The sequence below is a fragment of the Enterobacter roggenkampii genome (genome assembly GCF_001729805.1).
Classification (GTDB): Bacteria; Pseudomonadota; Gammaproteobacteria; order Enterobacterales; family Enterobacteriaceae; genus Enterobacter; species Enterobacter roggenkampii.
The window spans coordinates 3,683,561-3,697,777 of sequence record NZ_CP017184.1; the positions used below are offsets into that span (position 1 = coordinate 3,683,561).

The 14,217-nt window shown below is 61.0% G+C and carries 11 protein-coding genes; 6 read left to right on the forward strand and 5 right to left on the reverse strand.

Annotated features, from left to right (window positions below):
- The first annotated feature begins 62 nt into the window (after nucleotides 1-62).
- Nucleotides 63-836, forward strand: coding sequence for a glucitol operon DNA-binding transcriptional repressor SrlR (srlR, locus tag BFV67_RS17260; protein ID WP_008499558.1), 774 nt, complete (start codon nucleotides 63-65; stop codon nucleotides 834-836).
- Nucleotides 829-1,794 carry an arabinose-5-phosphate isomerase GutQ gene (gene gutQ / locus BFV67_RS17265; protein WP_048962866.1) on the forward strand — a complete coding sequence of 322 codons (966 nt, stop codon included), beginning with the start codon at nucleotides 829-831 and terminating at the stop codon, nucleotides 1,792-1,794. Before srlR ends, gutQ begins: the two co-directional genes overlap by 8 nt.
- On the opposite strand, the gene norR is transcribed toward gutQ, so the two are convergent.
- A complete protein-coding gene (gene norR / locus BFV67_RS17270) occupies nucleotides 1,791-3,305 on the reverse strand; it encodes a nitric oxide reductase transcriptional regulator NorR (protein ID WP_069598722.1) in 1,515 nt (504 codons plus the stop codon). The two genes, gutQ and norR, sit on opposite strands and share 4 nt — an antisense overlap.
- 188 nt (nucleotides 3,306-3,493) lie before the next feature.
- Between norR and norV the strand changes: the two genes are divergently transcribed.
- Nucleotides 3,494-4,936 carry an anaerobic nitric oxide reductase flavorubredoxin gene (norV, locus tag BFV67_RS17275; RefSeq protein WP_069598723.1) on the forward strand — a complete coding sequence of 481 codons (1,443 nt, stop codon included), beginning with the start codon at nucleotides 3,494-3,496 and terminating at the stop codon, nucleotides 4,934-4,936.
- A complete protein-coding gene (gene norW, locus BFV67_RS17280; RefSeq protein WP_069598724.1) occupies nucleotides 4,933-6,066 on the forward strand; it encodes an NADH:flavorubredoxin reductase NorW in 1,134 nt (377 codons plus the stop codon). Before norV ends, norW begins: the two co-directional genes overlap by 4 nt.
- A gap of 81 nt (nucleotides 6,067-6,147) precedes the next feature.
- Here norW and BFV67_RS17285 read toward each other — a convergent pair whose 3' ends face one another.
- From BFV67_RS17285 to BFV67_RS17300, 4 genes are all read right to left on the reverse strand, one after another.
- Nucleotides 6,148-7,170 carry a HoxN/HupN/NixA family nickel/cobalt transporter gene (locus BFV67_RS17285; protein WP_021241944.1) on the reverse strand — a complete coding sequence of 341 codons (1,023 nt, stop codon included), beginning with the start codon at nucleotides 7,168-7,170 and terminating at the stop codon, nucleotides 6,148-6,150.
- Nucleotides 7,148-9,388, reverse strand: coding sequence for a carbamoyltransferase HypF (hypF, locus tag BFV67_RS17290; protein WP_069598725.1), 2,241 nt, complete (start codon nucleotides 9,386-9,388; stop codon nucleotides 7,148-7,150). Before hypF ends, BFV67_RS17285 begins: the two co-directional genes overlap by 23 nt.
- A 5-nt stretch (nucleotides 9,389-9,393) precedes the next feature.
- Nucleotides 9,394-9,939 carry an electron transport protein HydN gene (gene hydN / locus BFV67_RS17295; protein ID WP_008499565.1) on the reverse strand — a complete coding sequence of 182 codons (546 nt, stop codon included), beginning with the start codon at nucleotides 9,937-9,939 and terminating at the stop codon, nucleotides 9,394-9,396.
- A 134-nt stretch (nucleotides 9,940-10,073) separates the two neighbouring features.
- Nucleotides 10,074-11,087: a LacI family DNA-binding transcriptional regulator gene (locus BFV67_RS17300; protein WP_023325960.1), complete on the reverse strand. Its 1,014-nt coding sequence runs from the start codon at nucleotides 11,085-11,087 to the stop codon at nucleotides 10,074-10,076.
- Between the two features lie 213 nt (nucleotides 11,088-11,300).
- Here BFV67_RS17300 and ascF point away from each other — a divergent pair, with 213 nt between their 5' ends.
- Nucleotides 11,301-12,752: a PTS cellobiose/arbutin/salicin transporter subunit IIBC gene (ascF, locus tag BFV67_RS17305; protein ID WP_008499568.1), complete on the forward strand. Its 1,452-nt coding sequence runs from the start codon at nucleotides 11,301-11,303 to the stop codon at nucleotides 12,750-12,752.
- 18 nt (nucleotides 12,753-12,770) lie between these two features.
- Nucleotides 12,771-14,195: a 6-phospho-beta-glucosidase gene (locus BFV67_RS17310; RefSeq protein WP_069598726.1), complete on the forward strand. Its 1,425-nt coding sequence runs from the start codon at nucleotides 12,771-12,773 to the stop codon at nucleotides 14,193-14,195.
- Nucleotides 14,196-14,217 lie beyond the last annotated feature (22 nt).

Sequence of the window (14,217 nt, forward strand, 5' to 3'; positions counted from 1 at the left end):
TTCGTTGTGAAAGATATAGACTTGCGAAATTATCATTTCGCAACCTAAGGAACGAAGCGCCTATGAAACCTCGTCAGCGGCAGGCGGCCATTCTTGAGCATCTGCAAAAGCAGGGAAAATGCTCGGTAGAGGATCTGGCCCACTACTTTGACACCACCGGCACGACGATACGCAAGGACCTCGTATTGCTCGAAAACTCTGGCGCCGTCATTCGAACCTACGGCGGCGTGGTGCTCAATAAAGACGAAGCGGACCCGCCTATCGACCACAAAACGCTGATCAATACCCACCAGAAAGCGCTGATTGCCGAAGCCGCCGTAAAATTTATCCACGATGGCGACTCGATCATTCTGGATGCAGGCAGTACCGTCCTGCAGATGATCCCCCTGCTCAGCCGCTTTAACAACATCACGGTGATGACCAACAGCCTGCACATCGTCAACGCCCTGTCGGAGAACGACTGCGAGCAGACCATCCTGATGCCCGGCGGCACCTTCCGTAAAAAATCCGCGTCGTTCCACGGGCAGCTGGCGGAGAACGCCTTCGACCACTTCAGCTTTGATAAACTGTTCATGGGCACCGACGGCATCGACCTGAACGCGGGCGTCACCACCTTCAACGAGGTGTTCAGCGTCAGTAAAGCGATGTGCAACGCCGCGCGGGAAGTGATTCTGATGGCGGACTCGTCGAAGTTTGGCCGTAAAAGCCCCAACATTGTCTGTAGCCTGGAGAGCGTCGACAAGCTGATTACCGACGCGGGTATCGACCCGGCGTTCAAAAAAGCGCTGGAAGAGAAAGGCATCGACGTGATCGTAACCGGAGAGAGAGATGAGTGATTTTCTGTTAGAAACGGGCCGCCAGACGCTAATGCTGGAGCTGCAGGAAGCCAGCCGCCTGCCGGAACGTCTGGGCGAGGATTTTGTCCGCGCGGCCAACACCATTATCCACTGCGAAGGCAAAGTGATCGTGGCGGGCATCGGTAAATCCGGCCATATCGGCAAAAAGATTGCCGCGACGCTGGCCAGCACCGGCACCCCGGCCTTCTTCGTGCACCCTGCCGAAGCGCTGCACGGCGATCTGGGAATGATTGAGAGCCGCGATGTGATGCTGTTTATCTCCTACTCCGGTTCGGCGAAAGAGCTGGATCTCATTATTCCGCGCCTGCAGGAAAAATCGGTCGCCCTGCTGGCGATGACCGGGAAATCCCGCTCGCCCCTGGCGCTGGCCGCCAAGGCAACGCTGGATATTTCCGTTGAGCGTGAAGCCTGTCCGATGCACCTCGCCCCCACCTCCAGCACCGTGAATACCCTGATGATGGGCGACGCGCTGGCGATGGCGGTAATGCAGGCGCGCGGGTTTAACGAAGAAGATTTCGCCCGCTCGCATCCGGCGGGGGCGCTCGGGGCGCGCCTGCTCAACAAGGTCCACCACCTGATGCGCACTGACGATGCGATTCCACAGGTCAAACTCAATACCAGCGTCATGGACGCGATGCTGGAGCTGAGCCGTACCGGTCTGGGGCTGGTGGCGGTGTGCGATGACGACGGATACGTCAAAGGCGTGTTCACCGACGGCGACCTGCGCCGCTGGCTGGTGGGCGGCGGTAAGCTGGAAACAGACGTGTCGGACGCCATGACCCAGGGCGGGCTGACGCTGAACGCCGAGAGCCGCGCCATTGAAGCCAAAGAGGTGCTGATGAAGCGCAAAATCACCGCCGCACCGGTGGTGGATGACACCGGCAGGCTGTGCGGTGCCATCAACCTGCAGGATTTCTATCAGGCCGGGATTATCTAACCCTTCAGCCCGAGACGCTTCGCCAGCCGGTGCAGGTTGGCGACGTCCATCTCCAGCGCCCGGGCGCACGCCGCCCAGTTGCGGTTATTCTGCTCCAGCGCGCGGGTAATCATCTGACGCTGAAACGCCTCTGTCGCGTCACGCAGGTTTTCGCTCGTTATCTCCGGAGCTGCATGGGCAATCGTCGGTGCGGTTTCATCATGCTGCGCAAAATGCCGGGCATGTATAACCACTTCATCACCCGAACGCGTCGCTCGCGCCAGCACCACCGCGCGGTGAATCGCGTGTTCCAGCTCGCGCACGTTGCCCGGCCAGCCGTAGCTCAGCAGATGCGCCCTCGCCCCCGGGCTTAACACCACGCGGGAAAGCCCCATCCTGAGACGGCACTGTTCGCAGAAATAGCCCGCCAGCAGCACCACGTCGTCCCCGCGCTCGCGCAGCGGCGGCACGGTAAGCGGAAACACGCTCAGGCGGTGGAACAGGTCGGCGCGGAACTGCCCGGCAAGCACCGCTTCACGCAGGTCGCGGTTCGTCGCCGCCAGCACGCGAACGTCCACTCTGTGACTGCGGTCGTCCCCCACGCGCTGGATATCGCCGTACTGCAATACGCGCAGGAGTTTGGCCTGGAGCGACAGAGAGAGCTCGCCAATTTCATCCAGAAACAGCGTGCCGTTATCGGCCATTTCGAACTTGCCGCTGCGGTTGCTGATGGCGCCGGTAAACGCCCCTTTGACGTGGCCAAACAATTCGCTTTCCGCCACGCTTTCCGGCAGCGCGGCGCAGTTGAGGTACACCAGCGGATTGACCGCGCGCGGCGACGCTTCGTGAATCGACTTCGCCACCAGCTCCTTGCCGGTGCCGGTCTCCCCGAAGATCAGCACGTTCAAATCGGACGCGGCAACAATCTCAATCTCTTTTTTGAGCTGCGCCATGCCCGGCGAGAGGCCAATCATCTCCGTGTGCGTCACCTGCTCAAACGCCGCCGGGCTGCCGGGAGAAATATTCTGACTCTCCAGCTGTTCAATCAGCAGCGCATTGTTCAGCGCCCCGGCGGCCAGGGCGGCAATCAGGCGAAGCTCCTCATCGCTGAAGGTATCGAACTGGTCCGGCGACAGGCCGTCGAGGGTCAGCGCCCCAATCAGATTCTGCCCGGCAAACAGCGGCAGGCCGATACAGGCGTGCACCTTCAGGCTCTCCTGGCCTGGAATCAGCCCGTCGTACGGGTCGGGCAAGTCGCTGTCCGCCGGGAAACGCACCACGTCACCCGCGCGGGCGATAGTTTCCAGACGCGGATGGCCTTCAAGGGTAAAGCGCCGCCCGAGCACGTCCTTCGCCAGGCCGTCGATGGCCAGCGGAATAAACTGCCGTCCTTCGTAGCGCAGCAGCGCCGAGGCGTCGCACGCCAGCACGTGGCGCAGCGTGGAGATCAGCCGCTGGAAGCGGTCCTGATGACCAATACCGGTTTGCAGTTCAATGGCGATTTTCGCCAGCACGTCTACGGAAAAGCTCATCTCTGCCTCGCTGTCATTTTGACAGTGCATGTTGTCACAGTGACACTGTTTTTAATAGTCATAATGACTACCCCTTTCGAATCATCAAAGCATTAAGTTATAAAAATCAATATCTTAAAAGTTGGCACGCGGCTTGATATAAGCAAACCATCCTATTTGAAAAACGCGATATTACGCTGAGGTTTGCTATGTCTATTCTGGTTAAAAATAACATTCATTGGGTGGGTCAACGTGACTGGGAAGTGCGCGATTTCCACGGGACGGAATATAAAACGCTGCGCGGCAGCAGCTACAACAGCTATCTCATTCGTGAAGGTAAAAATGTGCTGATCGATACCGTCGATCACAAGTTCAGCCGCGAGTTCGTGCAGAACCTGCGCGGCGAAATCGATCTGAACGACATCGACTACATCATCATCAACCACGCGGAGGAGGATCACGCCGGGGCCCTGACCGAGCTGATGTCGTATATTCCGGACACTCCGATCTACTGCACCACCAACGCCATCGACTCGATCAACGGCCACCACCACCATCCGGAGTGGAACTTCCACACCGTGAAAACGGGCGACGCGCTGGATATCGGCAACGGCAAGCAGCTGATCTTCGTGGAAACGCCGATGCTGCACTGGCCGGACAGCATGATGACCTACATGACCGGCGACGCGGTGCTGTTCAGCAACGACGCCTTTGGCCAGCACTACTGCGATGAACGTCTGTTCAACGACGAGGTGGATCAGACCGAGCTGTTCGAACAGTGCCAGCGCTACTACGCCAACATCCTCACCCCGTTCAGCCGCCTGGTGACGCCTAAAATCACCGAGATCCTCGGCTTTAACCTGCCGGTGGAGATGATTGCCACCTCCCACGGCGTGGTGTGGCGTGAAAACCCCACCCAGATCGTGGAGCTGTACCTGAAGTGGGCGGCGGATTATCAGGAAGATCGCATCACGATCTTCTACGACACCATGTCCAACAACACCCGCATGATGGCGGACGCCATTGCCCAAGGCATCAACGAAGTGGACCCGAACGTGGCGGTGAAAATCTTCAACGTGGCGCGCAGCGATAAAAACGAGATCCTCACCAACGTTTTCCGCTCAAAAGGGGTGCTGGTGGGTACGTCCACCATGAACAACGTGATGATGCCGAAGATTGCCGGCCTGGTCGAAGAGATGACCGGCCTGCGCTTTCGCAACAAGCGCGCCAGCGCCTTTGGCTCCCACGGCTGGAGCGGCGGCGCGGTCGACCGCCTTTCCACCCGTTTACAGGATGCAGGGTTTGAGATGTCGATGAGCCTGAAGGCTAAATGGCGGCCGGATATCGACGCCCTGGAAATCTGCCGCCAGTACGGCCGCGACATTGCCCGTCAGTGGGCGCTCGCACCGCTGCCGGAAACCGCCCCCGCCACGGCGGTTGCGCCGGAAGCCGTAGCTGAAGCCGCCGCTGCCGACCTCGGTCCTTGCATGCAGTGCAGCGTGTGCCAGTGGATTTACGACCCGGAACGGGGCGAGCCGCTGCAGGATGTCGCCCCGGGCACGCCGTGGAGTGAGGTGCCGGACACCTTCCTCTGCCCGGAATGTTCCCTCGGGAAAGACGTCTTTGATGAACTGGCAACGGAGGCAAAATGAGCCACGGTATCGTCATTATCGGCTCGGGCTTTGCCGCCCGCCAGCTGGTGAAAAATATCCGCAAGCAGGACGCTAACGTGCCGCTGACGCTGATCGCCGCCGACAGCATGGACGAGTACAACAAGCCTGATTTAAGCCACGTCATTAGCCAGAACCAGCGCGCAGACGATCTCACCCGCCAGACGGCGGGGGCGTTCGCAGAACAGTTTAACCTGCGTCTGTTTCCGTACACCTGGGTCACCGATATCGACGCCAACGCCCGTCTGGTGAAAGCGAAAGATAAAACCTGGCAGTACGACAAGCTGGTGCTGACCACGGGTGCCTCCGCGTTTGTGCCGCCGGTTGAGGGCCGCGAGCTGATGGTCACGCTCAACAGCCAGCAGGCGTATCAGGCCAGCGAAACGGAGCTTCGCGACGCCACGCGGGTGATGATTGTCGGCGGCGGGCTGATCGGCACCGAGCTGGCGATGGACTTCTGCCGGGCGGGAAAATCCGTCACCCTGATCGACCACGCGGCGAGCATTCTGTCAGCGCTGATGCCCGCGGAAGTAAGCAGTCGCTTACAGCATCGTCTGACCGACATGGGCGTGCATCTGCTGCTGAAATCGCAGCTGCAGAGCCTGAGCAAAACCGGCAGCGGCATACGTGTGACGCTCGACCGCAGCCGCAGCGTGGAGGTGGATGTGGTGATTGCGGCGACGGGGTTGCGCCCGGAAACGGCGCTGGCGCACCGCGCAGGCGCCGAAATCAACCGCGGCGTGAAGGTTAACAGCTACCTGCAAACCACCCAGCCGGACATGTATGCCCTGGGCGACTGCGCGGAAATTAACGGCCAGGTGCTGCCGTTCCTGCAACCGATTCAGTTAAGCGCCATGTGCCTGGCGAAAAACCTGCTCGGCGGCAACGCCCCGGTGAAATTACCCGCCATGCTGGTCAAAGTGAAAACGCCGGAATTGCCGCTGCATCTCGCAGGTGAAACGCAGCGTCAGGATCTGGACTGGCAGATTGCCCTTTCGCCGCAGGGCATGGTGGCGCGCGGCACCGATACCGACGGTCAGATGCGCGCCTTTGTCGTCAGTGAGGACAGGATGAAGGAGGCCTTCGCCCTGCTGAAATCGCTCCCTGCTTAACCCTCCTGTTGCCGGGTGGCGCTCCGCTTACCCGGCCTACATGCAGACCCGTGCAAGCGGAGCGCCACCGGACTGGGTCGTTCAGGAACGTACCACCAGCGCGTCGTAGCCGCGCCAGCGGTAATTCGCCATGGAGATCAGCCAGCAGGCGACAAACAGACCCACAACGACAAACCCGGCGTTGCCCAGATTGTCGTTTACCGCGCCAATCAGATCCCAGAGGCCGCCGCTGAGGGCAAATTTATCCATCAGCAGACCCAGCGCTTCCAGCCCGCCGATAAACAGCGCCACCACCACGGAGGTGCCGGTGATGGTCATGTTGTAGTAAAGCTTGCGCTGCGGTTTGTTAAACGCCCAGCCGTAGGCGCCCACCATCAGCAGGTTGTCGAGGGTATCCACCAGCGCCATGCCGCTGGCGAAGAGTGCCGGGAAGATCATGATTGACCACACCGACATTCCGCTGGACGCGCTGGCGGCAGAGATCCCCAGCACGCCGATCTCGGTGGCCGTATCAAAGCCGAGACCGAACAGGAAACCGACCAGGTACATCTGCCAGCTTTTATTGACGAGGCGGAAGGTCTTGCCGAACAGCCAGTTCATCACCCCGCCCTGAGCCGGTAGCGTGATGTCGTCCTGCACCGGCCTGCCGCGTTTTAGCGCCTGAAAACTGCGCCAGACGCCGCGCAGGATCACCATATTCACCAGCGCCATCGCCAGCAGGAAGGTCGCGGAAACGGCGGTGCCAATCAGGCTGCCGGTTTCGTGGAACCACGCCATGTTCTTCTGAAACGCCGTGGCGGTAGCGGCGATGGCAATGGAGGCCAGCACCACGATGGTGGAGTGGCCCAGCGAGAACCACGCCCCCACGCCGGACGGGCGTTTGCCCTGCTGCATCATCTTACGCGTCACGGTATCAATGGCGGCAATGTGGTCAGCGTCCACCGCGTGACGCAGCCCGTAGCACCACGCCAGCAGGCTTGCCGCCATCAGCGCCGTGCTGCCGCTAAAGGTGTGCCATGCCCATCCCCAGGCCAGCAGGTTTGCCATTACCAGAGCCAGCAGCAGAAGCGCGGCGCGAGGTTCATTGCGTAACAGTCGTAACATTTTTAGTCCTTTGTAAACATGACCGGGCAGCGGCGACCACCGCCTGCCCGAAGGAGATCGCTCCATCACCTGCGGGCAGGCGCGAAGGAAAAAGAAGCGTAAAGTCAGAAAGATAATGACGCAGACGCGCGCGCAGCAGACGGTTGTGCAATACCCCACCGCTGAGGCAGATTGTCGACAGCGACAGGCGCCGGGCGTGAAACGCGGCGAGCTGCGCCAGCCCTTTTGCCAGCGCGTCGTGAAACGCCCAGGCGCGCGCGCAGGGCTCCGCCTGCCAGCTCAGCCACTGCTGCCAGAAAAGCGCGAGATTATCCGCGTCCAGCGTCACCGGATGGTCGACACCCGCGCACTGCGATGCCAGGGCTTCCAGCCGGCAGGCGGCCTCACCTTCCCAGGATTGCGTTTCGATACCCAGCGCGCAGGCGACTGCATCAAACAGGCGACCGCAGGACGAGGCCCGCGGCGCGTTGAGGCCACGCTGGATCGCCGTCGCCAGCAGCGGCCAGTTCTGGCGCTGAACCGCATGGGTTTCCGGATGTTGCTGCCATTCGGGCACAAACGCCAGGCAGTGGGCGAGCAGATTGCGCCACGGCTGCCGCGCCGCCAGATCGCCACCCGGCAGCGCAACGGCAGGCAGGCCACCCAGATGCGCATAGTCGAGATAGCTGACCCGCAAGCACTCTCCCCCCCACAGCGCGCCGTTTTCCCCCATGCCGATCCCGTCCAACGTCAGGGCGATAACGTCTCCGCCCTCGCGCGGCCAGCCGTTTTCGGCCATGCACGCCGCCGCGTGAGCGTGATGGTGGTGTACCTCTTCAAGGGGCAACGCCTGCGCCTGCGCCCACTGGCGAGCGCGGTATCCAGGATGGGCATCGCACACCACGCGCGTCGGCTGAAAGGCGTAAATGTCCTGCATCACCGACAGCGCGGAACGCCACTGCGCTTCCACACCCTCGTCACCGAGATCGCCAAAATGCTGGCTCAGCACCGCCTGGTTCCCACGCACCAGGCAGAAGGTGTTTTTCATCTCCGCCCCGGTGCACAGCATGGCGGGGATATTGTCGAACCCGGCAGGCAACGTGATGGCATCGGGCACAAAGCCGCGCGCGCGGCGCAGCATCGCACCGTCCCGATCCATCACCGAATCGTCCATCCGCTGCAGGATATCGCGGTTATGCAGCAGGAAGCCGTCCGCGATGCCGCTGAGCTCATCCAGCGCCTGGCGGTTGGTGACGGCAGGCGGTCTGCCGCTGAGGTTGCCGGAGGTCATCACCAGCGGGCGCTGACTGTCCATCATCAGAAGATGCTGCAGCGGGTTCGCAGGAAGCATGATGCCCACGGTATCCAGACCGGGCGCGATACCTTCCGGGAGCGCGGGCAGCCAGGCTTTTGGCGTGAGCACAATGGGTGCGGCGGGTGAGCGTAGCAGCGCCTGAACCGTCTCCGGCAGGTCATCCGCATGTGGGATCATTACCGCCAGCGGCTTCGACGGGCGCTGCTTGCGTGCCCGAAGCGTCGCGACCGCCTGCGGGTTACGCGCATCGCAGACAAGGTGAAAGCCGCCCAGACCTTTAACCGCGACAATACCGCCGCTTTTCAGCATCGCTACCGCCGCGCGCAGCGCAGCCTCGCGTTCAGCGGTCATGTCGCCCGCACGCCACGCCAGCGCGGGTCCGCAGTCCGGGCAGGCGACCGGCTGGGCGTGAAAACGGCGGTCGGCAGGATTACGGTACTCTGCTTCACACGGCCCGCAGAGCGGGAACGGCGCCATTGCCGTGGCCGGACGGTCATAGGGCATCGCGCGGATAATGGTAAACCGCGGCCCGCAGTGGGTGCAGTTGATAAACGGATAGCGATAGCGGCGTTCGCGTGGGTCGCACATCTCAGCCAGACACGCCGGGCAGGTCGCGGCATCGGGGACAATCTGGGTGTCCATCGTCCCGCCTGCGCTGTGGCGGATGGTAAAGTCCTCCGGCACGTGCGCCCAGGTAAACGGCTGCGTTTCCACGCGATCAATGCGTGCCAGCGGCGGGCAGTCCTGATGCAGCCTCGCGGTAAAGGCCCCCCCATTACCCGCGAGGCGCACCAGCACGCCCTCTCCGTCATTGCAGACGTCACCGGTCAGCTGAAGCGCCTGCGCCAGCTGCCAGACGAAGGGACGAAACCCCACGCCCTGCACCTTGCCGCGCACCCGCAGCTGAACGCCGTTGCTGCTCATACGGTTCAGAACAGCAGTGATGACGAGGTGTCGAACGCCGCGCGACGGCGCTTTTCGGCGCTCATCTGCTCAAGCTTGTCGCGATCCACGCAGACCAGCGCGTGCGTCGGGCAGGCTTCCATACAGGCCGGGCCGGCCTCACGGTGGTAGCACAGGTCGCACTTGTTGGCTTCGGCTTTCTCCGCCCGCACGCTCAGCCCCATGCCGCTGTTGCGCACCACCGGACGGACCACCACCTCCATCGCGCCATACGGGCAGGCAACCACGCAGGTTTTGCAGCCAATGCAGCGCTCCTGCATCACGTGCACAAAGCCTTTCTCGCGTTTAATCGCCCCGTTCGGGCAGACGTTCGCGCACGGAGCGTCTTCGCACTGGCGACAGATGGCGGCGGTGGAGATATTCACGCCTTTGATGACGTGGATGCGCGGCAGGAAGGTGTCAGGGGTGAGCGACGCACAGTCCTGCTCCGCCTGATGGGAAACCACGCACGCCACTTCACAGGTACGGCAACCAATACACTTACTGGCATCGGCCATAATAAAACGGTTCATCTGCTTCTCCAGCATTACAGTTATGCGCGGAGATATTCATAAACCGTGCCAATAATTAACACATTGATTTTATAGAACTTTAAAAATCGCAGCGGCGCTGTCATCGTCACTTATGACGATGACAGCTGTCGACATCAGCGGTGTGGGCCGTCAATAACCGAGTCGCGCAGGACAAGCTCGCCGGAGAAGGTTTGCTGATATTTAAACTCGCCGCCGTCGAGCATGAAGATCAGGCGGCTGATGGTCTCCTGAATCATCTCCGTTACCGGGATGCGTACGCTGGAGAGCGACGGCACGATGTAGGGCGCGATGGCCACATCGTCGAAACCGATCACCGACACCGCGTCCGGCGTGGCCACGCCGCTGTCGTGCAGCTGCTTCAGGGCACCGATGGCCATATCGTCATTGCTCGCCACCAGCGCCGTAAAGCGCTCACCGCGCGCAAGCAGGTCGGACACCGCCGCCGCGCCGCTGGCGGGGTTCCACTTCCCCTGCGCGATCAGCCCCTCGCGCAGCGGAATACCGTGCTGCGCCAGCGCGTCCTTGTAGCCGGAGAGACGCTCGACCCCGGTGGGGGAATCCATCGAGCCGGTGATAAAGGCGATCTCCCGATGCCCTTTCGCAATCAGCTGTGACACCGCGTCCTGGCTGGAGGCTTTATGATCGGACCAGACGCTGTGGCTGCTGTTTTTCCGCAGGCGGCGGTTGAGCACCATAATGGGCTGCTCGCACTTCTCGACGATCGCATCCATCTCATCCACGCTCAGAAAACGCGGATAGATGATCACCGCGTCGCAGCGCATATCCAGCAGATACTGGATCGCCTCGCGCTCCTCATCGGCGCTGTGCTTGCCGTCCGCGAGGATCAGCTGTCGCCCTTTCTCTTCGGTCATGCGCGCGGCGTGAAACAGAAGTTCGCTAAAGTAGACGCCGTGATAAAGGGTGTTCGTCACCACCAGGCCCAGCGTCTGGGTGCGTTTGGTCGCCAGGTTGCGCGCCAGCAAATTTGGGCGATAGCCGCTCTCTTCAATGGCCTGAAACACCCGGTCTTTGGTCTCCTGGCTGACGTAGCCATTACCCGACAGCACCCGGGACACCGTCGCTTTCGAAACGCCTGCCCGCTTCGCCACTTCCAGCATCGTGGTCATGTTTTTTTTCCATCCGAAACTCATGCGGGCAGTGTACTGCACTGCAGAAAAATTGTCGCAGCGGCGACATCACGCTTTTGGCACCTCATTGCGACATTCATCACGAAACGAAAAAATGGTCAAAAAGCTATCTTGTTTCATTCATAAAAACTCATGATGATTATGTGGAACCGGTTTCCTACATTTCACACAACGATAACAGGATCACATCCGATGGCCAAAAATTACGCTGCGCTGGCGAACGACGTTATCAGCGCGCTGGGCGGCAAAGAGAACATCGTCGCCGTCACCCACTGCATGACGCGACTGCGTTTCGTTCTGAAAGACGAAACCCTCACCGACGCCGCGCGCCTGAAAAGCATCAGCGGCGTGCTCGGCGTGGTGCGTAACGACAACCAGTGCCAGGTGATTATTGGCAATACCGTCTCTCAGGCGTACCGCGAGGTGGTAAGCCTGCTGCCCGCTGACCTGCAGCCCGCGGTGCCGGAAGGCCCGCAAAAGCTGACGTTACGCCGCATTGGCGCCGGGATCCTCGACGCGCTGATCGGCACCATGTCCCCGCTGATCCCGGCGATCATCGGCGGCTCGATGGTCAAGCTGCTGGCGATGATCCTCGAGATGACCGGCGTGCTGCCCAAAGGCGCACCGACGCTCACCATTTTGACCGTCATCGGCGACGGCGCGTTCTTCTTCCTGCCGCTGATGGTGGCGGCCTCGGCGGCGGTGAAATTCAAAACCAACATGTCGCTGGCGATAGCCATTGCGGGCGTGCTGGTGCACCCGAGCTTTATCGAGCTGATGGCGAAAGCCGCGCAGGGCGAGCACGTTGAGTTCGCCTTTATCCCGGTGACGGCGGTGAAATACACCTACACCGTCATCCCCGCGCTGGTGATGACCTGGTGCCTGTCGTACATCGAACGCTGGGTGGATCGCATCACCCCGGCGGTGACGAAAAACTTCCTCAAGCCGATGCTGATCGTGCTGATTGCCGCCCCGCTCGCCATCGTGCTGATTGGCCCGCTGGGGATCTGGATCGGTAGCGCCATCTCCGCGCTGGTCTACACCATTCACGGCTACCTGGGCTGGCTCTCCGTGGCGATCATGGGCGCATTGTGGCCGCTGCTGGTGATGACCGGGATGCACCGCGTCTTTACGCCGACCATCATTCAGACCATTGCCGAAACGGGCAAGGAAGGGATGGTGATGCCGTCGGAAATTGGCGCCAACCTGTCGCTCGGCGGTTCGTCGCTGGCGGTGGCGTGGAAAACGAAAAACCCGGAGCTGCGCCAGACGGCGCTGGCGGCGGCGGCCTCCGCCATCATGGCGGGGATCTCTGAACCGGCCCTGTACGGCGTCGCGATCCGTCTGAAACGCCCGCTGATTGCCAGCCTGATCAGCGGCTTTATCTGCGGCGCGGTGGCGGGCATAGCCGGTCTTGCCAGCCATTCGATGGCGGCACCGGGGCTGTTCACCAGCGTGCAGTTCTTCGACCCGGCCAACCCAATGACCATCGTCTGGGTGTTTGGCGTGATGGGTCTGGCAGTGGTGCTGTCGTTTATTCTGACTTTGATACTGGGCTTTGAGGATATTCCGGTCGAAGACGAGGCTGAAAAAGCGCGCGCCCTGCAGACCGCACCGGTACAGAACAACGCAGCAAAAGCATAAATTGAAAGCGAGGTAAGAATGTCTGTTTTTCCACAAGGATTTTTATGGGGCGGCGCGCTTGCCGCCAACCAGAGCGAAGGGGCTTACCGTGAAGGCGGCAAAGGGCTGACGACGGTCGATATGATCCCCCACGGCGCGAATCGCCTGGCAGTGAAGCTCGGTAAGGAAAAGCGTTTTTCGCTGCGTGACGACGAATTCTACCCGAGCCACGAGGCGATTGATTTTTACCATCGCTATAAAGAGGACATCGCCCTGATGGCGGAGATGGGCTTTACGGTGTTCCGCACCTCGATCGCCTGGAGCCGCCTCTATCCGAACGGCGACGAGCCGCTGCCAAATAAAGAGGGCATTGCCTTCTACCGCGCGGTGTTCGAGGAGTGTAAAAAGTACAACATCGAGCCGCTGGTGACCCTCTGCCACTTTGACGTGCCGATGCACCTGGTGACGGAGTACGGCTCCTGGCGCAACCGCAAGATGGTCGATTTCTTCGCCCGCTACGCCCGCACCTGCTTTGAAGAATTTAACGGGCTGGTGAAATACTGGCTGACCTTCAACGAAATCAACATCATGCTGCACAGCCCGTTCTCCGGGGCGGGACTGGTGTTTGAGGAAGGCGAAAACGAAGACCAGGTGAAATACCAGGCCGCGCACCACGAGCTGGTGGCGAGCGCGCTGGCGACCAAAATTGCCCACGAGGTAAACCCGGAAAACCAGGTCGGCTGCATGCTGGCGGGCGGTAACTTCTACCCCTACTCCTGCAAGCCGGAAGACGTGTGGATGGCGCTGGAAAAAGACCGCGAGAACCTGTTCTTTATCGACGTGCAGGCGCGCGGCCGCTATCCGGCCTATTCTGCCCGCGTGTTCCGCGAGAAAGGCGTGGTGATTGTGAAAGACCCGGGCGATGACGAACTGCTGAAAAATACCGTCGATTTTGTCTCGTTTAGCTACTACGCCTCGCGCTGCGCCTCGGCGGACATGAACGCGGGCAACACCAGCGCGGCGAACATCGTGAAGTCCCTGCGCAACCCGCACATCCAGGTAAGCGAATGGGGCTGGGGCATCGACCCGCTCGGCCTGCGCATCACCATGAACATGATGTACGACCGCTACCAGAAGCCGCTGTTCCTGGTGGAAAACGGCCTCGGCGCGAAGGACGTCATCGATGAAAACGGCGAGATCAACGACGACTACCGCATCAGCTACCTGCGCGAGCACATCCGCGCGATGGGCGACGCGATTGAGGACGGCGTACCGCTGATGGGCTACACCACCTGGGGCTGCATTGACCTGGTCTCGGCCTCGACGGGGGAGATGAGCAAACGCTACGGGTTTGTGTACGTCGACCGCGACGACGCCGGGAACGGCACGCTGGAGCGGAAACGCAAGAAATCGTTCGGATGGTATAAGAAGGTGATTGCGAGTAACGGGGCGGATCTGGCGTAGCCTGTTTTGCCGGGTGGCGGCT